Origin of the sequence: Cerasicoccus maritimus (assembly GCA_031296935.1) — a bacterium.
GTDB lineage: Bacteria > Verrucomicrobiota > Verrucomicrobiia > Opitutales > Cerasicoccaceae > Cerasicoccus > Cerasicoccus maritimus.
Genome location: JAVDPD010000006.1, coordinates 187789 through 208803, shown reverse-complemented (window position 1 = coordinate 208803; position 21015 = coordinate 187789). Strand labels below are relative to the sequence as shown.

The window sequence follows — 21015 nt, the reverse complement described above, 5'->3', positions numbered from 1 at the left end:
CCAATAGACCACGCAGCGACCAACTCCTCGACAGACAAAGCTTTTTTAGGAAACTCTTAAAGCCGACAGGCTGCTAGCCCCCTCTAATAGATGCAAAGGCACGCTGCCTATTCGAATTGTTGTCGGAAGTCAGCGAATTGGGATTCGAGCTCATTGATGCGAGCCGTGAGGGTTTCGACTTGAGCGCGGAGCTCGGCGACCTCGTTCGGCTCTGGTGCACGCGCAGCTGGAGTTGCGGGAACATCGGCAGTGGAGATGGCTGGCTCAGGCGCTGCGGGCGCATGTGTCGCTTCGTTGAGGGGTGCCAGGGTGTGCACGTAGCGGCATTCTTTGCGGCCAGACTCACGGGGAAGTATTTGGACCAGCGAGCCGTCTTCGTAGTCAATGAGTCGTTGTAGGGTCTCTTCAACCTGCTCCAGCGAGCCAAAGCCATGCATACGGTCACTACGGGTACGGAGCTCGCCAACGGTTTGCGGACCACGGAGCAGGAGCAGCGCGAGGATGGAGATTTCATCGGCACGCAGGCTGAGGCGCTCCGTGACATCGTGGCGGTACTTGGTGACGCGAGCGCCACTCTGCCGAACGTAGTAAACGAGGCCGCGGTCACGGAGAGACTCCAGAGCCAGGGTGACCTCGTCTTCATCGAAATCAACGACGGGGTCGCGGCTAGTCTTTTGGTTGCAGGCCAGACGCAAGGCGTTGAGAGAAAGTGGGTATTGCTCGGGCGTAGTGCGCTCTTTTTCAAGGAGGCAGCCGAGCACGCGAAGTTCGAGAGGGTTAAAATCTGGTTCCATGCGTGAGATTGGAAATCATTCCAGGGCACCGTGACAAGCCACAACAGAACGAGGCCCTCGCATTACTGCAGAGGGCCTCATCTAGGGGGAGGATGGAAAATTTAGTCTACCGACTTGGTCTTACGCAGACCGGTCACACGGTCGCCTTCGGACCACTCACCACGGGCCTTGAGCACGTCAACACGCTCAAAACGCTTGAGAACGCTACGCTTCTTAAGCGCTGCTGCGGCGCCTTTCTTAAAACTTGGATGCTGAGACATGATTCTCTAAAGTTGGAATTTGAAAAAACGGCTGATATTTAAGTTTACGGGCCTGCTGGCAAGGAAAAAATCCGCATATTTGTTCATTCCCTGAGCGGGTTATGTGGCTTGATGCTTGCTGGATGTCGGTGGTCGGCGCTCGGCAATAAGATCTTTGAGCGAAACGCGTCCCGGGTGGTCCTCCGGCATGTCGAGCAGGAGCTCGCGGTAGTGTTGGACAATGGGGTCGGCGTCGATCAGTAGGCGCAGGGCCTCGTTGTTCCCCTTGAGCTCAAGGCGGTCCTTCAAAGCTGCCAGCGTCACGGAGTCCACCGGCCTGCCCGGCTGATAGCGCAGACAGTCGTTGACCTCATCCGGCTCAACAACGCTCAGCAGCCCAATTTCGATCAGCGAGCTAATCGTGTGGTTGAGCGTGTTGATCGGCACGCGAATACGCTCGCTAAGCTCGTCCGCCGACAGCGGTTGCTCGCAGTTTTCGAAGCGTCGGGCGATCAGGGTGTAGGCTGCGACGGCCAAGAGTTCCTGCGTGCGTTTGCTGGTATTTTCCCAAGCGCGCTGATGCGTGAGCCGGTTGGCGTTTTGGATGGCGTAGGTTATTTGCCCGCCCAAAAGCAAAAACAGCCAGAAAACGAACAGCCCAAACAAAAGCACAGGCAGAACCCCCACTGCGCCGAAGAGGCTCTTTTGTCGCACCACGAAGCCGATGTAAATGAAGCCGAAATACTGGTTCATGTACAAGAGGCTGGCCACGACCAGCGAGCCGAGCATCGCGGGCGTCCAGTTGACTGTGGCGTTCGGCATAAAGCGAATGAAGCACGTGAGCAGGAAGATCGTGACGCCAAACACGAAAACCGGCGTCATTGCCAGGAATGAGTCATGAAAAAAGTCACTGAACGGCACCGCGCTGAATTTCGAGGCGATCTTTCCATAGAGGCCAAAAGTCAGCGCCACCGCCACCACAGCGCCCAGGGAAATGACCGCCCAGTAGAACACGAATTGCTGCACCAGGCTCCTACCCTGCTTGACGCCCCAGATCGTGTTGAAGGTTTTTTCAATCGTCGATAGTAGCTGGATACTGATAAAAATAAGCACCAATGAGCCAAGGATGCCAATCGTGCTGGAGCGCGAATTTTCCACAAGGTAGTCAATGACCTCCTCAATTTTGTCTTCGGTTTCCCGCTGCTCAGCTGGGTCAGCAGCGTCATCCACAGTTGCTGGTTCCACGAGAACCACATGGTCGTCCTTGGCAGCTTCGACCGCGGATGGCACCACGAAATAAACAGCCTCAGTCAGTTTGTCGGCAATGCGATCGCGCCCTCCCTCCGGCATGATGAAAGCCGAAATCATGATCGCAATGGCGATCAGAGGCCCCAGAGCAATCAGCGTGTAATAGCTGAGTGCAGCAGCTTGGCTGGGAATGCGGTTGTTGAGAATACCATCCCAAGTCAGCGCAAAAACACGCAAAAAGGCGAATAGCTTGGCTTTTAGCGAACGATCTTCGAGGTGCCCCGTGTGCCAGATCTCATCACGCACCAAGCCAGGCAACGCGTTAACTTCGTTCTGGGCGCGACGCCACCATGACTGTGAGTTGGACTTATTCTGGTCCATGCAAAAATGCGGCTAGCAGCCTGTCGGCTTTAATCGATTCATTCAAAATAAGATTTTTAACATGCTAATTGCTGATGATTCGCTGTGAAGCAACACAACAATAAGGCAACATCGCCTCACCTCTTATATATAACATGTCAGTAAAATTCTAAAAACAAGAAGAGAGCCACATCCGCAGCCGCGTCGAACACAGCTTGGGTCACATTGTTCATTTATAGAGATAACATGAAGTTGCCGGGTCCAGCACTTGCTCAATCCGGCAACCGATGATAGATCAAAAACAATACTTGGCCGTTAAGCTCGGCATCGATGTTCACGCTGACAGCTACGTCGTGGTTCGTCAAGTTGATGGCAGCTCGCCTGCCACCCTCAAACGACATTGAATACGTCATTAAGCGCCGACAAGTCGCGCGCGCAAAGCAGTATAAGCCGCTTGAAAACAAGCGAGCAACCGAGGGAGGACTTCAACCAGAAAAAATAATAAACAGCATGCTTGACTCAAAAAACTTCATAGCAGCATTTTTCATCTAACTTGGCCGATCAGGTGGGGAAAAGATTGGATGCAGCGCAAGGCGGCATTGATTGAGCGGGCTGGAAGCCCGTGATTGAAATGCCAACGCCGCGACCTTCCAATCTGGCCCCAAGCCTTGAGCCGAGTGCTTTTCCGCTCTAGCGGCGACAGCTTCCGCTGTTTCAGGAAACGACGATAACCGTTTCGAGATCGCTATAGCCCACCTTCCCTACAAACTCAACCGATTTACTATGTTCTATGGCAAGACGTGAGCCTGCCCACTTCGCCAAAATCGAGCTCACCAGATGTTTATCGCCGATAAAGCTCCTCCTTATCACCCCTTAAGTGTGTTCGTATAATCCGCTCAGCCTCATCGGGATCGCTTGTTTTCAGTTTAGAAATAAGTTGCACATGGCTATCCCTCGGATTGTTAACACCATGGGCTGACATGTATAGATTTAATGCCATGAATAGTTTTTTCTGCATGATTTTTTTGAAAGTAGCTTCAATGGCGGAGACATCCGCTAATTTGACCAGGGCGAAATGAAATTCAAATTCAGCGTGCCATTGTTCAGTTCGCGCTTGTGAATCCATTGAATCTATCGTTTCGGCAAGTTTGATAAGTTCATCCTCAGCGCGAACAATTGGTTCGCCGCAATAATATCGCGCAGCTTCACATTCAAGAGCTTCACGCAGTATTAGGTGACCTCGTAGATCCTCTAAGCGAACAGAGCTAACCAGAGTTCCCTTTCTTGGCACAGACTCTAAAAATCCCTCTGATTCTAATTGAACCATCGCTTCAAGTACGGGCGCTACACTCATGTCAAATTGATTAGCAATTTCCCTGCGATTTAGAAGCATGCCCGGAACTAACCTATGATCAAGAAGTTGTGCGGCGAGCATATTATAGGCCTTGCTTGCCAATGAATCGCGTGAACGATTTGAGAATGACGATTTGCTTTTGGGCTTGGTGGGCATAAGAATGATCTGTACTTAGAATGACTTTCCAGAAGATATTAACTGATATAGCAGAAAAAACATCGTCCCCGCAAGTCTTATTGAAAAAATGGACCTACAGGCCAAGCATCGCCAAGAACATACCAACCGCCCGCCGGACCATAGTAAAAAGCAAACGATGCGCCATGAACAGCTTCTCGGCTACATGAAATTGAACGACCAACACCTAGAGTATTTTCATCTAACTTGGCCGATCAGGCCGCAGTGATTTTTCGTGTCCCGCAAGGCGGCTTGAGCGTAGCGCACTGGAAGTGCGTGAGTGAAAAGCCAACGAAGCTGACGCGGAAAAGCGCTCGGTTAAAGGCTTGGGATTAGGCCAAGTTAGATGAAAATGCTCTAGCGCTCCACGAAGCGTTGTCCCGCTTAACCAGTCATGCCCGCTGCATCTTTCAACTCAAGGCTCTCAGTTCAAAATCGATAGAGGCGCGGACATTCACACTATCTCCATTTAAATTGGAAGCCACCCAATATTTCAGTCAACAGCAGAAACAGGTATAGCGAGGCTAAGATTACTGATTAATGCGATAAAACTGTAATCAGAGACAAAACGGCCCAAAACTGATTTTATGAGATAGTTATGAAATACATCCCCGCAGGCCAACCAAATCTCATTTATGTAACCTCGACCTGGCCCCCACCAATTACTCATCAAAGTAGATCGCGATGGCCGTCACGTTATCCGGGCCGCCGCGGTGGTTGGCCGTTTCGATAATCTCGTTCACCAAGTCCTTCGGCGAATTCATCGTCAAAATCTTTTCGTGAATCTCGTCCATCTCCATGGTCTTGGTCACGCCGTCAGAGAACATCAGCGCGCGTTCGCCGGGCGTAATGACGTCTTCGTAGGTATCCACCTTGATCGTCGCCAATTGGCCAATGCAGCGCGTGAGGGTGTGCGAGAAATATTCCGGGATGTAGGCGTGTTCGCCGGGGCGCAGACGGTCGAGCATGTCCTGAGCCATGGTGTGGTCACGCGTGACCTGGCGCCATGAATCAGGCCCGAAGACCACCAAACCGGTGTCGCCGACATGGCCAATATGGAAGCGGTCCTGCAAAAACTGAGCCACGGTCAAAGTCGTGCCGATGCCCATGTCGGCGCTGATCGAACGACCCTTCTCGAAAACGCGCATGTTGACCTTCTCAAACATGCGGGCGAAGTCAACCGGCTCTCCGGGGGCCAAGTCCGCCAAATATTCGTCGATCACATTGGTCGCCAAGCCAGAGGCCACAGATCCCTCGGGCAACCCGCCCAAGCCATCGGCCACTGCGAACAACTGATGCGCGTCAGAAACAAAATAACTGTCCTCGTTTTCGCTACGCATGAGACCTTGATCGGTCTGCCCAAACGCACGAATAGAAAAGCTGGATACAGGTATAGACATAGTTAAAACACGGGCAGCAGTGGACGCACAATGTGTTTAAAATCAATCTTATAGATGGTTATCGTCCAAATGTAAAGCCGCTGTAGTTTCTAATCCTTGAATTAAAGCCTTTTCATAAAAGCCTTACTCCAAGTCTAGTAGTTGCTCCCGGGTTTCCCGCGAAAAACGGATGTAATCACGCTTCGGTAAGGCGCCTAGAAAATAACGGCCATATTCCTTACGCAAAATACGGCTGTCGAGAATGATGAGCCGGCCGCGATCCGTCTTTTTACGCAATAGGCGCCCCACCCCTTGCCGAAAGCGCATGATCGCATCGGGCAAGGTCATCTCCGCGAACGGGCTGCCGCCGCGTGTGCGAATCCACTCGGCGCGGGCTTCCAGCACCGGATGCGTCGGCACATCGAACGGCAAGCGGGTAATGATCACCTGCGACAACGCTTCACCGGGCGCATCAAAGCCCGTCCAGAAACTCTCCGTGCCGAAGAGCACGGCGTTGCCCGCCTCCATGAAGCGCTCTTTAATCTCCGCCCGCGAAAGCCCCTGCCCTTGCATGAGGAGTTCCCGTCCGGCCTTGTGGAAATGTGGCCCCAGCGCGTCGCCCACCGCCCGCAAGTCCGCGTAGCTCGTAAACAGCACCAGCGTGCCGCCTTCGACTTTGTCGACGCACGCCGCGATGTTTTGCTGCATGAACTTGCGGTCCAGCGCGCCTTCGCCACGACTCGGCGTCGGGGCGTCTTCGGCAATGTAGATTTGCAGGTTGTTCTCGAAGTCGAACGGCGAACTTTCCACCGCAAAGTCTTCGGTGTCGGCGCCCGCCCGCCGCGCAAACGGGCTCATATCGCCGCCGCTGGCCAGCGTGGCGCTCGTCATGACCACCGATGTCCCGCGATCAAATAGCGTCTTGCGTAGCGCTTCAGCCACGTCGAGCGGTGCCGAGCGAATCTGCACGATGTTTCGCTTCCGCCCAATCAGCTCCAACCAGTAAACATGATGCTCGCTGTGCTTGAGCTCCAGCGCGTGCTGCATCCCGGTCAGCATCTCGTGCAGGCGCCGACGGTGATCGCCCAGTTCGTCCTTGAGGTTGTCGTCTTTTACGTTGGTGCGGAGCATGCCGAGGCGGTCCACCACGCGCCCCAACGGACGATGCAGCACCGGCTCGGCCCAGTCGGGCTCCAGCAAACGCACCACATCCTGACGCCGCAGCAGTCGAGAACGCAGGTCATTGAAAAAGCCTTCGCTCGCCGCCAGCGCCTCGGTCACCGCGCGATGCTCCTGCGTGCTGCCCACCTTGGACAGCAGGCCCTTGCCCTTCTTTCGGGTCGGGTTGTAAAGCAGCTTGAGCGCACGATCGACGCCATAACTGCTGATCCCCAGCCCGTAATGATCCGTCGCAATCGCGGGCACGGTGTGCGCCTCGTCGAGCACCAGGTAATCCTCCGGGTAAAGCACGCCCGCGCTGTTGCCCGGGGCCAGCCCAGCCGCAATCAAGCTGAACAGCAGGCTGTGGTTCATTACCACGAGCTGAGACTCCTGACGCGCCTTCAATGCGCGGCGATAAAAGCACGTCTCCGGCGTGCAGTTCTTCTTGTTGCACGAGGAGGAATCCGCATTCACCCACTCCCAGACTTCGGGGTCCGGCGTCGGCGTCAACTCGTCGCGCAGCCCGGCCTTGGTCAGCGTGGACCACTCGGCGATGCGCTGGAGGTCTTCCACCTGCGGCCCGCCAAAGAGATCGCTCTTCGTGGCAATGGCGCGCGCCAAGCGATGTCCGCACAGGTAATTGCCGCGGCCGACCATCAGCGTGGCCTTGAAATTCCGGTAATCCGCCAGCTCAGGCGTCCGTTGGAAAAGCATACGCACCAGCGGGATATCGCTGTTCAGCAACTGCTGCTGCAGCGCGATAGTGTGCGTCGACACGATAAACGGTCGCTTCGCCAGCACCGCGCGCATGATCCCCGGTGCCAGGTAAGCCATCGACTTGCCGACGCCCGTCCCCGCCTCAAACAACAGCGGCCGGTCGCTGATGAAGTTGCGGATCACGGCCTGCGCCATCGCCTCCTGCTGCGGACGATGCTCCAGCCCCAGGTTCTCAGCCAGCCAGCCATCGGGCGCAAACACGTGGTCGCTAGCCTTCACCAGCGCCCCTGCGTAATCTGCGGCGCCCGGCGCCTCTGCGTTTTCCCGAAAGGAGATCATCAGCCGCGCAGTCTCAGGCATCCCCGCCCCAAGGCCAAGGAAAACCTCTCCAATGAGCAAAAATCCAATTTTCCAGTAGAATGCTGTTTAACCACGAAGAGCACGAAGGACGCGAAGCCTACAGGACGAAATTTGATTCCCGCAGAGGCGCAGAGTCGCGGAGTGCTGGAGTTACTCCTGCCGATCAGGCTCTACTTTCTTGGTCCCAATTCGATGAACAACCACCAGAATATCCTCACGCCTGGACTGGCGCTCAGTAATCACCAACGCATTTCGTTGATGGTCGAGTTGAATTGAACCACCAGAATCAATATCCACCAAAGGAGACATGGTTTCAGCAGCAGCCTGAAGGTCCCCTTCGACTGGCACTGCGAACGTATACATTTCCTCATTCGCAAAAGTCGGAAGCAGCATGACATGCACGCCATCAGCATCTTCCCAGTGAGTGTAGCCAAGCGGCTCAAGAGTAATCCTGAAGAGTTCCCGCCAAGTCACCCCCTCCAACTCAACTGACACCTTTCCCTCAGGCGGAGCGTCACTGTAGAGCACTTCAATATGATTCTCAGATGCGACTGACTCCAAGACACTCTGGATATCATCGCCTTCAAAAGAGTAATTTTGCGTCGCTGCCTTCAGTGGAACATAAACCAGCGGCGTCGCAGCCAACTCTTCAGGCGTTAGCGCTCTTTTCGCCTGCTCTTTGCACCCGACAAATGCCAAGGCGGCAAAAAGCAACAGGACATACAGCTTCATATGTTTCTTCTCAGCTAAAATATTACCTCTCTGCGTCTCCGCGCCTCTGCGGGAGAAAACCAGTATCCAACTTCGCGTCCTTAGTGCTCTTCGTGGTTAAAGAATTCGCCTGCCCCTACGCCAACAACGAGTCAATCAACCGTCCGCCCGACACCCAGCGCGGGTGCTTGGAGTCCTCCAGCGTGCACTGCTCGGCACGGTAGATTTCATAGAACGCCGCGCGCTCCGCGGGCTCGTCATATTGTGTGGCGGCACAGTCGCTGAAGTCTAGCTCGTGCCCGGTGCGGTCGCCGATCAGGCCGGCTATGTTCGTTTGGTAACCGGCGTCTTGCGTCAGCCGATCCACCGAAACGACCAAATCCGCCTGCGTCAGAGCTGCGCCGTAGGACAGCAAAAACACCAGAATAAACGCCTCGCGCAGGAGGTCTTCATCTTCCGAAAAACGGCCATGCAGCTGATTATACGCATCGGTAAACGCATAATGCCCGCCCTTGATCTTTGGCTTCGGCAGGTGGTATTTCAGCGCCAGGGCATCGAGCGCTGGCACGTCGCGGCAAAGTGCAGCCAGCATCACGTATTGCAGCGCAAAATACGCCGTATCCTCGTCGCGCAGCTTGAGCCAGTTCGACCAATACAAGTCAAACGGATCACGCAGCAAAACCAGGTGAAACCCGCGCAGCTCGCGCAGCATACTCACGCGCCCCAGCGAGCGCACAAAGCCCAGCACCGCGAAACCGCCTTCGGTCTGCTCCGCCTCATCGATCAAGTGTTGCAGGTAGCGCAGTTGGCCGTGCTCCTTCTCGGCAAACCAGTAATTGAGCGCAAAACGCACGTCGTAGTGCTGGATGCCCGCGCCGCCGACTTTCGGCTTCGGGTCCACCAAGCCGCGATACGCGCTGAAACCACTGTCCGCCGCAGGCGCGGTGGCGCAGACTGCTTTATCGACAATAGATAGTTGATCATTAAAGGGTTCAGCGAATACAGTAGCGTTCTCCAAACCCGCAAATTTGCCGAGAAAATACGAATTGCCGCAGCGCCAGAGACTATGGACAAACACCGTATTTTCGTGTTTTTTAAGTAGCTTCATCAATTAAATTCCAGCTAGGTATAACAGTGCCCACCAAACTAGAAAAGCATGGATTTCTACGCGTCGCCACCGCCTCGACGGAGCTGCGCGTGGCCGACGTCACCTTCAACCGCGACGCCATCATCGCCGAATGGCGTCAACTCGCCGACTCCGGCGTGCGCCTCGCCGTGTTCCCCGAGCTCTGCCTCACGGGCTACACCTGCGCTGATCTGTTCTACGACTCCGCCCTCCGCGCCGCCGCGCTTAAGGCCCTGAGCGACCTCCGCGCCGAAAGCGTCAAGCTGCCCACTGCGATCATCGTCGGCCTGCCCATCGCCAGCCAGAACCGTCTCTACAACGTGGCGGCCGTCATTGCCGGCGGGGAAATCCTCGGCCTCGTGCCCAAGACCCATTTGCCGAACTACGGCGAGTTCTACGAGCAGCGCTGGTTTGCCTCGGCCACCGAAACGCTGGCCGACATCGTGGAAATCGATGGCGACGACGTGCCCTTCGGCGTCGACCTCCTCTTCGACCTCGGCGGCGAAACGCCCTGCGTGATCGGCGTCGAAATTTGCGAAGACCTCTGGAGCGTTCAGCCGCCCAGTAGCAAGCTCGCCCTCGCGGGTGCCAACGTAATCGTCAACCCCTCAGCGAGCAACGAGCTGCTCGGCAAGGCCGACTACCGCCGCAGTCTCGTGGCGCAGCAATCCGCGCGCACCTACAGCGCCTACCTTTATTCGAGCGCCGGCCCCGGCGAGTCGAGCACCGACGTCGTTTACAGCGGCCACTGCCTCATTGCCGAAGGCGGCCACCTGCTCGGCGAAACCGAGCGCTTTAGCTTTGCAACGCAAAGCTTGGTCGCAGACATCGACCTCGACCACCTCAACCAGGACCGCCTGCGCAACAGCAGCTTCACCGAGAGCCTCGTTGGCAGCGAATACCGCGTGATCCGCGCCGCGCCGTTTGAAGGCGACAGCCCCCTGCCCCTCCAGCGCCGCGTGAAGCGCCACCCCTTCGTCCCCAGCGACCTCGCGCGCCGCGCCGACCGCTGCCAGGAAATCTTCGCCATCCAGTCCACCGGCCTCGCCAAACGCCTCCGCCACACTGGCGCGAAAAAGCTCGTGGTCGGCATCTCCGGCGGGCTCGACTCGACGCTCGCGCTCCTCGTGGCCGTTGACGCCTTTGACAAGCTCGGCCTCGACCGCAGCGGCATTGTCTCGATCACCATGCCGGGCTTCGGCACCACTTCGCGCACCAAGAACAACGCCACCCAGCTGATCGAATTCCTCGGCGCCGAGCTCCGCACTATTTCCATCGACGCCGCCTGCCGCCAGCACTTTGCCGACATCGGCCACGACGAGTCCGAGCACAACGTCGTTTACGAAAACACGCAGGCCCGCGAGCGCACGCAAATCCTGATGGACGTGGCGAACCAGGTCGGCGGCTTCGTCCTCGGCACGGGCGATCTCTCCGAGGCCGCGCTCGGCTGGTGCACCTACGCCGGCGACCACATTTCAATGTATCACGTGAACATCGGCGTGCCCAAGACCCTCGTACGCTACATCGTCGATTGGTGCGCGGCCCAGCGCTACGCCGACGTCGCGCAGGACCTGCTCCACGACATCGCCGACACGCCGATCACGCCCGAGCTTCTGCCGCTCGACAACGAAGGCCAGCTCGCCCAAAAGACCGAGGAAAGCGTCGGCCCCTACGAACTCCACGACTTCTTCCTGTATTACATCACGCGCTTCGGCTACCGCCCGAGCAAGGTGCTCTTTCTGGCCACACACGCCTTCGACGGGGCCTACGACTTAGCCACGATTAAGCACTGGCTGCGCACCTTCTACTGGCGTTTCTTCTCTCAGCAATTCAAGCGCAGTTGCGTCCCCGACGGCCCCAAGGTCGGCACCGTCTCCCTCTCCCCCCGCGGCGACTGGCGCATGCCCAGCGACGCCGTCAGCAAGCTCTGGCTGGAAGAAGTGGAGCAGTGGGAGACGTGAGATTATAATAAATTTTTGCATCCACACTTGCTAACATGCTCAAAGCCCTCGCCTGTCTCGCTTTAGTATCCCTGGGATACATCCTCGGACAATTCTACCGCGTAGAATCTCTCTTTATCAAATCATTCGAAGATAGTTTTAAGGAGCAATCACTTGAGGCAAAACTGGATACCGCTACTAAAAACCTGAAGACAGGCTATGCTATATATGCATTACGGAAAGAACTCTGGATCTATGATGGCAAAGTGGAACATCTCATTCCGAATACAGATTCAGCTAAGATGTTTCTTGATTCGATATCCCCTAAGGACGAATCCTTCGTCTATCTGCTTGAAGCAACCGAAAGCGGTTTTCCGCCTTCACTAACCTCGACGCAAATCTTTCGTATCGACCTTCCACTGAAGGATTTTGACGACAAAGAAATTCAAAGAACAGCGATACCAATGGATAGCTCGATTTATCTCATTTTTAGCCTGAAAGCTTGTGAAGCGGATGGTTCCACGCTTATCGCGGAAGTACTGTTTGAGCAAGGTTCAATGAATTCAAAACTGGTTCGAATCGACACCACCACAGGAGCCTTTGAATTGGTCGAATAGCTCAAATTTGAGCTGCAAGTTAGAGCATTTCATTAGATCTATTATCTAGTTACAAGACTACGAGCAAAGAAAAATATCTCTTTGAAATATCGAAGCGGTTTACGTCTCTTCTTCATTGGTTGCTAAACTATAACTTGTGATAGCAACCTATCCAACATTGCAGAAGCCACTCAGTATCCGCCTTCCAATTTAGGTCTCAACCTTTTTGGGAAAAGGTATCAGACAACAGAAATTCAAAATCATCACGGGAAACCAGCGAACCGGCAGAAGCTTTGATGGAAGAGCTTTCAACGATGGCTTCAAAGAGCTTCTGCTTGCGCTTCTTTAGCTCCATGATTTTTTCTTCTACGCTATGACGCATCAAAAGGCGCTGGATAAATACCGTCTTCGTTTGCCCAATGCGGTGAGCTCGGTCTGAAGCTTGATTCTCCACTGCCGGATTCCACCATGGGTCTATGTGGAAGACATATTGAGCTCGCGTGAGATTTAAGCCAACACCTCCGGCTTTCAGGCTGATCAGGAAAAGTTGGGGTGCGGTTGACTCCTGAAAAGCTTTCACCAATTTTTTCCGCTTCCCAACGGGCGTCTTGCCATCAAGACGCAGAATATTGAGCCCCTCTTTGGTTGCGGCATCTTCGAGCAAATCCAGCGTTCGAGCAAACTGGGAAAAGAATAGACCGCAGTGCCCTTCGTCCAACAGCTCATGCATTTTGGAAGTTAAGTAATCCAGTTTGGGAGCTGGGTGCTTAATGGGCTTGCCCAACAACTCTGGAGAAATGCAAACCTGGCGCAATCTGGTCAAGGCCGCCAAGGCTATGATGCCGGCTTGCGAACGTGTTTTATCTTTGTACGCCGTCAGAACCTCTTCGCGTACTTCCCCCACCGTGCGCGTATAAATTTCTTTCTGCTCCTCTGTCATTTCGAGGTAGAACTCGCTCTCTACTTTTGGGGGTAACTCCTTGAGAATTTGATCTTTCGTACGGCGCAAAGTAAAGGGACGACTGCGGCGCAAGATGTGTTCATCACCGTTTCGAAGGCTTTCCTTGAACTCTCGATAATCGCCGAAGATTCCAGGGGTCGCCAGATTCATGATCGAATAATATTCGCCAGCGTGATTTTCCATCGGCGTCCCGGTCAAACAGAGAGTGAAACGGCGTTTCAGCTTGAGCGCTGCTTTCGTACGAACAGCGGTGATATTTTTGAGCGCCTGAGCCTCATCAAAAATGACGACCTCGAATGTGTGTTTTTGAAGTAATTCGATATCCCGTCGAACAAGATCATAAGTCGTCAAGGTGACATCCGATTGAAGCGCCCCGCTGAGATTGCGATTTCCGCCAAGATATTCGCTAACGGAGAGCGATGGACAAAAGCGCTCTATTTCATGTCGCCAATTGAAAATCAACGATGGCGGCAAAACGATTAGGAACGAGCCAACTGCGCTTTTCTGCTGCTTCTTAACCCAGGCTAAAAAAGCGATGGATTGAAGTGTTTTACCAAGCCCCATGTCGTCTGCCAAACATGCGCCAAACCGATGCTCATAAAGAAAAGCCATCCATTCGAACCCCTGCTGCTGATAGTCACGTAATTTCGCCGAAACGCCACTCGGCAGTGGCATGCTTGGGATTTCAGAAAAACTTAACAGGCTTTGCCAAATTTTCTCAATTGCAGGCGCTAACGTAACTTGAACACCTGCCTGCCGTAGTTCCAGCCAATCGAGCATTTGCAAACGTGGAGCTTGGGCGACAGTTTCTTCTTTCATGCCGCGTGATCTTCGCCGTTTGGACGTCCCGAACAACGCCTGTAGTCGCTTGATCGCCTCTGCCTGCGATAGGTCCGGGATGATCAATTCGCCATCCTGCTCCAGCAGCAAATCACCGCGAATTAACGCCTCCCATTGATCCGCAGGAATAGTTAGTGTGCCACAACGCACCTCAGCCTTCAACTCAAACCAATCGATCTCCCTGCCTTGATTGGCCTCAAGCGTGACGGCAACCCCAATCGATCTCACCGCTTGCTCATTGTATCGAAGTGAAGTGCCTGTAGCTGAGCAAACCAAGTTAGCGCGCTGTATGAAGCGGGGCAACTCTACTCTAGGAATCATGATCTTACTGCTCAGCTCACGGATTTCGGCAGGCGTTGCTGTGCGGCAGAGCCCCAACACCAATTGCAAAAGCAGTCGGTGGGGTGATTCGACCATGATCCAGCCATCTTTGTGTTCAGAGCTCGCCAGCAGGTGCTTATCGTTCGTCGTAATCCAGGCTGACACGATCATGCGCAACCATTTTTGTGCTTTTGATTTTAAACGAAGCTTTTGAAAAGACTGATGACCAGTGGCCTCTTTGATGATCTCCGAGCGCTGGCGCTTATCATTCGTAAAAGAAAGCGCTTGAATGGCATCGATCAAAACACCCAAACGCCCCTTGGCTCTGGTCAGTTGCGGATTGATGGAATTGCCAATTAAATCCGATCGTAGACATTCCAACAACATGCTTTCGACGGGTAAATTCGCGCCGTCTGTGCTCAGTTCAATGTGCGCGAAAACGGACTGGGACTTTTCCTCACCTTTGATCACAACCGCAGCCTTCACTGGACGTGGGGCATCTACATTAGATAAATCAACGGACTGCCCATTGCATTCCAGTTGAGTCGCCTTCAAGTCGTCTACGTATTCCGAATGCGCAACGGCCAGCGAGATCGCATTGAAATCATCCTTCTCACGACTCTTTGCCCCTCGGCCAAAACTCAGGTAATGATACCGAATGTAGCGGTCAGATGGACTGAAATACTTTTCTGGATCGGCCATATTCACCAGCAGGTTTCGCTCGTCATCAGACAAATCGATGAGCTCTCCACTGGAGTGGATAAAAACTGATTCAGCTAATCTCCAGGCATCGCTGCCCAAAATTTCCGGCAAATCCTGAACCAACTCAACCTGCTCAGATTTCTGGTCGACGTTGATTCGGTAGCGAATTGACCCACGGTGAACTTTTCCATTCAACTCTACCCGCTTTCCCTTCAGATTCGCAACGTAAACGGGGATTTTTAGTGATTGTGCGATCCCAACTAAATCACTCAATTCGCCAGCGATATTTTCGCCACAAAATGACCTCAACCAACCAGCTCTGCGTTGCCAAGCATCCCTATAGAAACCCAATTTGCGAATTAATGCTACTGAAATCCGTCCGTTGATTTGCGCATAAAGTTCATGGTAATCGTCATGCAAAACGACAATTTCAGTAGATGAAGAAGGCCCTGCCTTCTCTTTCGAGCTCAGAATCGATCCAGGATCATCAAAATGCTCTACGACGGAGCGCAGGTATCGACCACTGGGCTTATAGTGGCCAAACAACCGGTCACTACCAAGGTAATATAGCAAAGCAACTACGGCGACAACGTGCTTACAAACCCGATCTCGGTCGTAGGCCGGACAATTACAATGATGCCTGAAATGAGCTGTCGATACGACAACGGAAACCCGATACGTGGAAGAACCCAGGACCTGCGCATCAAAGGAGTTTTTGCCCTTTATCCGCAGTGAAACAACTCGTTCTTGTTCAAAATAACGGATACCTCGCTCCAATACCGTGCGACTAGCCAGATTATAAAAAAGGACAGGCGAAATCGCCTCCCATGATCCCAACCGACTGCCTTCACTGGATATGTTCATTGGCCAAAGCATCGGCAGCGCACCAAAGGAATTCAATGAAATTACAGTGGCAGAATGTAACAGTGAGACCCAAAGAACCAATTTCCAGCTAGAGCCGCCAAAAAACACTCTAAAGATAACATGAAGTTGCCGGGTCCAGCCCTTGCTCAACCCGGCAACTTCATGTTATCTCTATACTTGGGCAGAACCCATCGGGGCGATGTGGCGATTCTCAAGGAACAACTCAATCACCGAAGGATTCCATCGAAAAATGAAACTCGTACAACGAATCGCATACGGGTTCAGAAACTTTAACAACTACCGACTGCGCGTCATCGCCCAGTGCGGATAACTATCCAACGACTAGAATAACCCCAAAAATGGGTTCATCCTCATCTACCGGGAATGACGATGCCCCAAAAAAAGCGCCCGACGAATTCCATCATCGGGCGCTGTAAAAAACTTTGCCTCATCGCCACTGCCACAATGTGGCAATCTTTGGGTGCTGTGGCACGCTGCTTAGAAGGTGTTGACGAACAGACCGCTGCGGAGCTTTGGCTCAAACCAGGTGCTCTTGGGGGGCATGATCTGGTCGGCATCCGCGATGGCCATCAGTTGGTCGCAGGTCACGTGATACATGGAGAAAGCTACGGGGCCGTCACCTTTGTCCACGCGCTTGGTCAGCTCGCCAGTGCCGCGGATGCCGCCAATGAACTCGATGTCATTGCTAGTGCGTGGGTCGTCGATGCCCAGAAGCGGCTGGAGAATGTAGTCCTGCAGCTTGGAGACATCGAGTTCGGAAATTGGGTCGCTGGCGGCGAGGCCGGTCAGGTCGAGGCCATACCATTTGCCGTCGAAATACATCGACACCTTGCCAATGGCGTCCGGTGAAGGGTCAACGTTGCCTTCGGTCACGGGCACGACGTTCTTCAGCTCGGACAGGAATTCCTCGTTGGTCTTGCCGTTGAGGTTGAGCACAAGGCGGTTGTAAGGCAGCACCTTTAGCTCGTTATCCGGGAAGATGACGTTGAGGAACCAGTTGTAATCCTCGTTGCCGGTGTGGTTCGGGTTGGCTTCGCGGAGCTCTTTACCGACGCGGGCGGCGGAAGCACTACGGTGGTGACCGTCGGCCACGTAGAATACGGGTACAGACTCAAAGGCTTTCACGAAGTCGGCACCGCCGGGGATGCGCCACACGGTGTGGCCTACGCCGTCGGGAGCGATGAAATCGCTCAGCGGTTCGCCCGCCGTCACGGCGTCCATGAGTGCGGTGATCTTGGCGTCGTTCTTATAGGTCAGAAAAACCGGGCCCGGATGCGCGCGTAGGGTCGCGTTGAGGCGGGTGCGGTCGTCTTCCTTGGCCTGGCGGGTCTTCTCGTGCTTCTTGATGAGGTTGTTTTCGTAATCCTCAATGTGGCACACGGCGACAACGCCGCGCTGCACGTGATCACCCATCTTCTGCTGGTAAATGTAGATACAGGGCTCGCTCTCGCGCTCGATCACGCCATCGGCCTCGAGGGAGGCGAGGTTCTGCTTCGCCTGCGCGTAAACGGACGCGTCGTAGGGATCGGTGCCAGCGGGCAGGTCGATCTCGGCGCGGACGACGCGCAGGAACGAGTGCGGGTTGCCGGACGCTAGCTCGCGCGCCTCCTCGGTATTGACAACGTCATACGGAAGCGACGCGACGGTTGCGGCGTTTTCTGGTTTGGGTCGGAGTCCTTGAAATGCACGAATTCGCATGGGACGGCCAAGGGAACAGAACTCGCCGCATCATGCAAGCCTGCGCTTCGGAGGATTTTCAAAGGGCCGTTTACATATGGAATTTAATTGAACACCCGGGTTCAAGAAATCGTTATTGCTTTTATCAAAACGGTTTTGTGAACAGCGATTTCCAACAGCTATCCGCCGTGTATGCTGCTGCTGATTTGCAGCTACGCCACGGCCTAATTGGTTCTCGCCGAATTGAGCCTGCGACCTACCGAGACATTTGCGTGCGCTACCCACTGAACGCCAGCGTCCTCGAAGTCATCAATAATATGATTACGCTCATCAATAGGATGGCATATGGATATACAGATACAGAATTCTTCTTCTTCAAGATTAAGCAAGCATTCGCCGGTAAATGACGATGAATCATGAAAAACGCCTTGCCCTTTTGCGAATCACATGGGAAAAGATCGCCATTCTGAACTGGATGGGTGGCAGAGTGGCCGAATGCGGAAGTCTTGAAAACTTTTGAGGCGCAAGCCTCCGGGGGTTCGAATCCCTCCCCATCCGCCATTCTATCAGGGCTTTAGGAGTTGACCGTCAGTAATTTTCAGTAAAAATTTGTCTGCAAATGCTGGCAAAACCGAAACGTCCGTCTCTCCCCAAGCCTTCCGTTTTAAAGAACGCCACCACCGGCCAATGGGTGTGCGAATACTACGAATTTGACGACAAAGGGGAAGCCCAAGGCTAGGCGCAAATCATTCGTCCGCGACTTAAAGCGCGAGGGTAAGGAGGCCACCTTGACCGAGCAACGCTCAGCTTCACTTGCGATGCAAGAAGCGGTCTTGAAGGAACAGAAGGAGCGAGAGCGTTTAATTCGGCGTGAACGAGATCAGACCTATTTGACTGCGCGACAACTTCTAGAAGCGAAGGCCGCTTTCGCTATCTTTGACCAGATCCCCGACCGCAATAAAAGCCTCGTTGATGCGGTGATTCTCTACCGCGAGCATCTGAAATTAGCTCAAGACAGCCCTTATCTGGAGGACTGCGTTAACATCTTCCTAGCCAGAAAGCAGGAGGCCGTTGAGAATGATCATTTAAGCAACGAGACCTACAAGCCCCTTAAGAAGCATCTAAACCCAATTGTGGGGCATTTAAATAGCTCAGATGTGCGGCTTAAAATTGGAGACGTGACCGCCAAGATGCTGATTCGCTTCTTTGATAGTCTGGATGTCAGTCTTAGAACGCGTCGAAACTACATCACGAGCGCCAACACGTTTTTTAATGATGCCTCCAAGCCGAAGGACGACCACCGTTTCATCGACAAAAATCCGATGGATGGTGTGTATGTCCACTACCAGAAATCCAACGGGGCAAAGTCCCTCAAGACCACCAGCAGCCAACGCAAAACGCCAAAAATCCTGCAATTGGAAGAATCGAAGAGAGCGCTCAAGGTTGCCTGGGAGCAACGTCAATACGGATTTTTGGGATTTGCGGTCTGTGGCCTATTCTTGGGGATGCGGCCAAGTGAGGTCTTTGACCTCGTGAAGCAGTCGGATTACTGGGAACGCTTTGTGAAGCTAATCCCCGCCCAAGTCGCGGTGCCGACGCATTCCTGAAATCCAACTGTCGCGCAGAAAAAGGCCTGACAAACTACGCCGCGCATGGAAGCCTCTCGGGACTATGTTTGCCCGTTCGCTAAGCGTCCTATTCTGCCTCTGCGCACTGCTTTTGCTCGGATGCGGCGATCGCGAAACGCCCGTCGAGCGCGCCAACAAAGAGCAAATCCTCCTGCGCGCCAATGGCTCTGAGCCCGCCGCGCTTGACCCGCACCTCGTCACCGGCGTCACCGAGCACAACATCCTCACCGCGCTGCTCGAAGGGCTTGTACGCCCCGACCCCGAAACGCTCAAGCCGCTGCCCGGCGTCGCCGAGTCGTGGGACATTTCTGCCGACGGCCGCGTCTACACTTTTCACCTGCGCGAGGACGCCCTGTGGTCGAACGGCGAGCCCATCCAAGCCAGCGATTTCGTCTTTGCCTACGAGCGCATGCTTTCGCCCAAACTCGCTGCGGAATACGCCTCCCTGCTCTACCCGATGGTCAACGCCGAGCAGTTCAACACCGGCGAGCTGACTGATTTTTCGCAAGTCGGCGTGAAGGCGCTCGACCCGCGCACGCTCGAAATAACGCTTAATGAAGCGACCCCGTATTTCCTCTCCCTTCTCACGCACTACACCTGGTATCCGGTCCACCCGCCGACGATCTTCCAGCACGGCGCCATTGATCAACGCGACTCCCGCTGGACCCGCCCGGGCAACTTTGTCGGCAACGGCCCGTTTACCCTCGAAGAGTGGCGCGTCCACGACCGTATCGTCGTGAAGAAAAACCCGTATTATTGGGACCGCGAGCACATCCTACTCAACGGCGTGCACTTCCTGCCCTTTGCTAATCTCAATGCCGAGGAGCGCGCGTTCCGTTCTGGTCAGATCCACATATCCTACGCCATTCCCACGCATAAAATCGAGCCCTACGAGGAGGCGGGGAACGAGGCCCTCCGCATCTCGCCCTACCTCGGCACGTATTACTACGCGTTTAACACCGAGAAGCCGCCGCTGGACGACGCCCGGGTCCGCCGCGCCCTCTCGCTGGCCATCGACCGCGAAGGCATCACGAGAAACATCACGCAGGCCGGCCAAATTCCCGCCAACCACTTTACCCCGCCCAACACTGCGGGCTACACGTCCGAGGCCAAATTCAGCCTCGATTTGGAAGCCAACATCGCCGAGGCCAAGCGTCTCCTCGCCGAGGCCGGCTTCCCCAACGGGGAAGGCCTCCGCGAGCTCGAATTGCTCTACAACACCTCGGAAAGCCACAAGGCCATTGCTGAGGCAATCCAGTATTTCTGGCAGGAAACGCTCGGCGTCAAAGTCCGCCTCGTGAACCAAGATTGGAAGGTCTATTTGATCAACCGCCGAGATGGCAATTTCGACGTTCTGCGCGCGGGCTGGATTGGCGATTACAACGACCCGAGCACGTTCCTCGATCTGCTCGCCAGTTGGTCGGGCAACAACAACGCCAAGTTCGACAGCCCGCAATACGACGCCCTCATTCGCCAGGCCGCCGAAACCGGTGACGCCGACGCCCGCCTGGAAGTCTTCCAACAGGCCGGAAAAATCCTGATCGACGAAATGCCCGTCGCCCCAATTTATTTCTACGTCAGTGCCTACCTGGTCAACCCCGCGGTCCAAGGCTGGTATCCAAACATCCTCGACCAACACCCCTGGCAAGGCATCTACCTCGACCCACCAAAGTAAGCAGCTGGAGTTTTAGGCATTACGGTTTAAGTCTTTGGAGTGCGTCAGCTCTCTGGCGCTCTGGCGTTAGGGGGAAACGCTGCTACAGAGAAGGCATTTTTCTCATAAACGAACAATGAGTTCGAATGCGCGATCAACAACCAGCTCGCTCTTAAGTCTCTCCCCCA

General features: G+C 54.4%; 14 protein-coding genes, 1 tRNA gene and 2 pseudogenes. 7 read left to right on the top strand and 10 right to left on the bottom strand.

Annotated elements, in window-relative coordinates; all coding sequences use genetic code 11:
* Nucleotides 1-107: 107 nt before the first annotated feature.
* The 8 genes from RBB62_RS06355 to RBB62_RS06320 form a co-directional block, all read right to left on the bottom strand.
* Nucleotides 108-794, bottom strand: coding sequence for a YceH family protein (locus RBB62_RS06355; protein ID WP_309397897.1), 687 nt, complete (start codon nucleotides 792-794; stop codon nucleotides 108-110).
* 101 nt (nucleotides 795-895) lie between these two features.
* On the bottom strand, nucleotides 896-1054 hold the full coding sequence (locus RBB62_RS06350; RefSeq protein WP_309397896.1) for a small basic protein: 159 nt from the start codon (nucleotides 1052-1054) through the stop codon (nucleotides 896-898).
* Between the two features lie 99 nt (nucleotides 1055-1153).
* On the bottom strand, nucleotides 1154-2662 hold the full coding sequence (locus RBB62_RS06345; RefSeq protein ID WP_309397895.1) for a YhjD/YihY/BrkB family envelope integrity protein: 1509 nt from the start codon (nucleotides 2660-2662) through the stop codon (nucleotides 1154-1156).
* Between the two features lie 820 nt (nucleotides 2663-3482).
* The gene (locus RBB62_RS06340) at nucleotides 3483-4151 is read right to left on the bottom strand and encodes a GntR family transcriptional regulator (RefSeq protein WP_309397894.1); all 669 of its coding nucleotides are present in this window, start codon (nucleotides 4149-4151) and stop codon (nucleotides 3483-3485) included.
* Between the two features lie 680 nt (nucleotides 4152-4831).
* Nucleotides 4832-5569, bottom strand: a complete 738-nt coding sequence (locus RBB62_RS06335) for a PP2C family protein-serine/threonine phosphatase (RefSeq protein ID WP_309397893.1) — start codon at nucleotides 5567-5569, stop codon at nucleotides 4832-4834.
* 123 nt (nucleotides 5570-5692) lie between these two features.
* Nucleotides 5693-7786 carry an ATP-dependent DNA helicase gene (locus RBB62_RS06330; RefSeq protein ID WP_309397892.1) on the bottom strand — a complete coding sequence of 698 codons (2094 nt, stop codon included), beginning with the start codon at nucleotides 7784-7786 and terminating at the stop codon, nucleotides 5693-5695.
* Between the two features lie 150 nt (nucleotides 7787-7936).
* Complete coding sequence (locus tag RBB62_RS06325) at nucleotides 7937-8518, bottom strand: hypothetical protein (protein ID WP_309397891.1); 582 nt, start codon at nucleotides 8516-8518, stop codon at nucleotides 7937-7939.
* A gap of 115 nt (nucleotides 8519-8633) precedes the next feature.
* Nucleotides 8634-9605 carry a hypothetical protein gene (locus RBB62_RS06320; RefSeq protein ID WP_309397890.1) on the bottom strand — a complete coding sequence of 324 codons (972 nt, stop codon included), beginning with the start codon at nucleotides 9603-9605 and terminating at the stop codon, nucleotides 8634-8636.
* A gap of 26 nt (nucleotides 9606-9631) precedes the next feature.
* Between RBB62_RS06320 and RBB62_RS06315 the strand changes: the two genes are divergently transcribed.
* Both RBB62_RS06315 and RBB62_RS06310 read left to right on the top strand, forming a co-directional pair.
* A complete protein-coding gene (locus RBB62_RS06315; protein WP_309397889.1) occupies nucleotides 9632-11584 on the top strand; it encodes an NAD(+) synthase in 1953 nt (650 codons plus the stop codon).
* 35 nt (nucleotides 11585-11619) lie between these two features.
* On the top strand, nucleotides 11620-12180 hold the full coding sequence (locus tag RBB62_RS06310; RefSeq protein WP_309397888.1) for a hypothetical protein: 561 nt from the start codon (nucleotides 11620-11622) through the stop codon (nucleotides 12178-12180).
* 196 nt (nucleotides 12181-12376) lie between these two features.
* Here RBB62_RS06310 and RBB62_RS06305 read toward each other — a convergent pair whose 3' ends face one another.
* On the bottom strand, nucleotides 12377-15847 hold the full coding sequence (locus tag RBB62_RS06305; protein ID WP_309397887.1) for a DEAD/DEAH box helicase: 3471 nt from the start codon (nucleotides 15845-15847) through the stop codon (nucleotides 12377-12379).
* A 169-nt stretch (nucleotides 15848-16016) separates the two neighbouring features.
* Between RBB62_RS06305 and RBB62_RS06300 the strand changes: the two are divergent.
* Nucleotides 16017-16178: pseudogene (locus RBB62_RS06300) on the top strand (transposase); the annotation flags it as partial.
* Nucleotides 16179-16345: 167 nt separating this feature from the next.
* Here RBB62_RS06300 and RBB62_RS06295 read toward each other — a convergent pair.
* Nucleotides 16346-17566, bottom strand: coding sequence for a DUF1015 domain-containing protein (locus RBB62_RS06295; RefSeq protein WP_309397886.1), 1221 nt, complete (start codon nucleotides 17564-17566; stop codon nucleotides 16346-16348).
* A gap of 257 nt (nucleotides 17567-17823) precedes the next feature.
* On the opposite strand from RBB62_RS06295, the pseudogene RBB62_RS06290 reads away from it, so the two are divergent.
* From RBB62_RS06290 to RBB62_RS06275, 4 genes and pseudogenes are all read left to right on the top strand, one after another.
* A pseudogene (locus RBB62_RS06290) lies at nucleotides 17824-17952 on the top strand (transposase); the annotation flags it as partial.
* Between the two features lie 66 nt (nucleotides 17953-18018).
* Nucleotides 18019-18106 (top strand) — tRNA-Ser (locus RBB62_RS06285).
* 227 nt (nucleotides 18107-18333) lie between these two features.
* Nucleotides 18334-19152, top strand: a complete 819-nt coding sequence (locus RBB62_RS06280) for a hypothetical protein (RefSeq protein ID WP_309397885.1) — start codon at nucleotides 18334-18336, stop codon at nucleotides 19150-19152.
* A gap of 64 nt (nucleotides 19153-19216) precedes the next feature.
* On the top strand, nucleotides 19217-20848 hold the full coding sequence (locus RBB62_RS06275; RefSeq protein WP_309397884.1) for a peptide ABC transporter substrate-binding protein: 1632 nt from the start codon (nucleotides 19217-19219) through the stop codon (nucleotides 20846-20848).
* Nucleotides 20849-21015: the final 167 nt, after the last annotated feature.

Coding starts and splice junctions, on each gene's coding strand:
- RBB62_RS06355 (WP_309397897.1), bottom strand. CDS start 794: ATGGAACCAGATTTTAACCCTCTCGAACTTCGCGTGCTCGGCTGCCTC.
- RBB62_RS06350 (WP_309397896.1), bottom strand. CDS start 1,054: ATGTCTCAGCATCCAAGTTTTAAGAAAGGCGCCGCAGCAGCGCTTAAG.
- RBB62_RS06345 (WP_309397895.1), bottom strand. CDS start 2,662: ATGGACCAGAATAAGTCCAACTCACAGTCATGGTGGCGTCGCGCCCAG.
- RBB62_RS06340 (WP_309397894.1), bottom strand. CDS start 4,151: ATGCCCACCAAGCCCAAAAGCAAATCGTCATTCTCAAATCGTTCACGC.
- RBB62_RS06335 (WP_309397893.1), bottom strand. CDS start 5,569: ATGTCTATACCTGTATCCAGCTTTTCTATTCGTGCGTTTGGGCAGACC.
- RBB62_RS06330 (WP_309397892.1), bottom strand. CDS start 7,786: ATGCCTGAGACTGCGCGGCTGATGATCTCCTTTCGGGAAAACGCAGAG.
- RBB62_RS06325 (WP_309397891.1), bottom strand. CDS start 8,518: ATGAAGCTGTATGTCCTGTTGCTTTTTGCCGCCTTGGCATTTGTCGGG.
- RBB62_RS06320 (WP_309397890.1), bottom strand. CDS start 9,605: ATGAAGCTACTTAAAAAACACGAAAATACGGTGTTTGTCCATAGTCTC.
- RBB62_RS06310 (WP_309397888.1), top strand. CDS start 11,620: ATGCTCAAAGCCCTCGCCTGTCTCGCTTTAGTATCCCTGGGATACATC.
- RBB62_RS06305 (WP_309397887.1), bottom strand. CDS start 15,847: ATGAACATATCCAGTGAAGGCAGTCGGTTGGGATCATGGGAGGCGATT.
- RBB62_RS06295 (WP_309397886.1), bottom strand. CDS start 17,566: ATGCGAATTCGTGCATTTCAAGGACTCCGACCCAAACCAGAAAACGCC.
- RBB62_RS06275 (WP_309397884.1), top strand. CDS start 19,217: ATGTTTGCCCGTTCGCTAAGCGTCCTATTCTGCCTCTGCGCACTGCTT.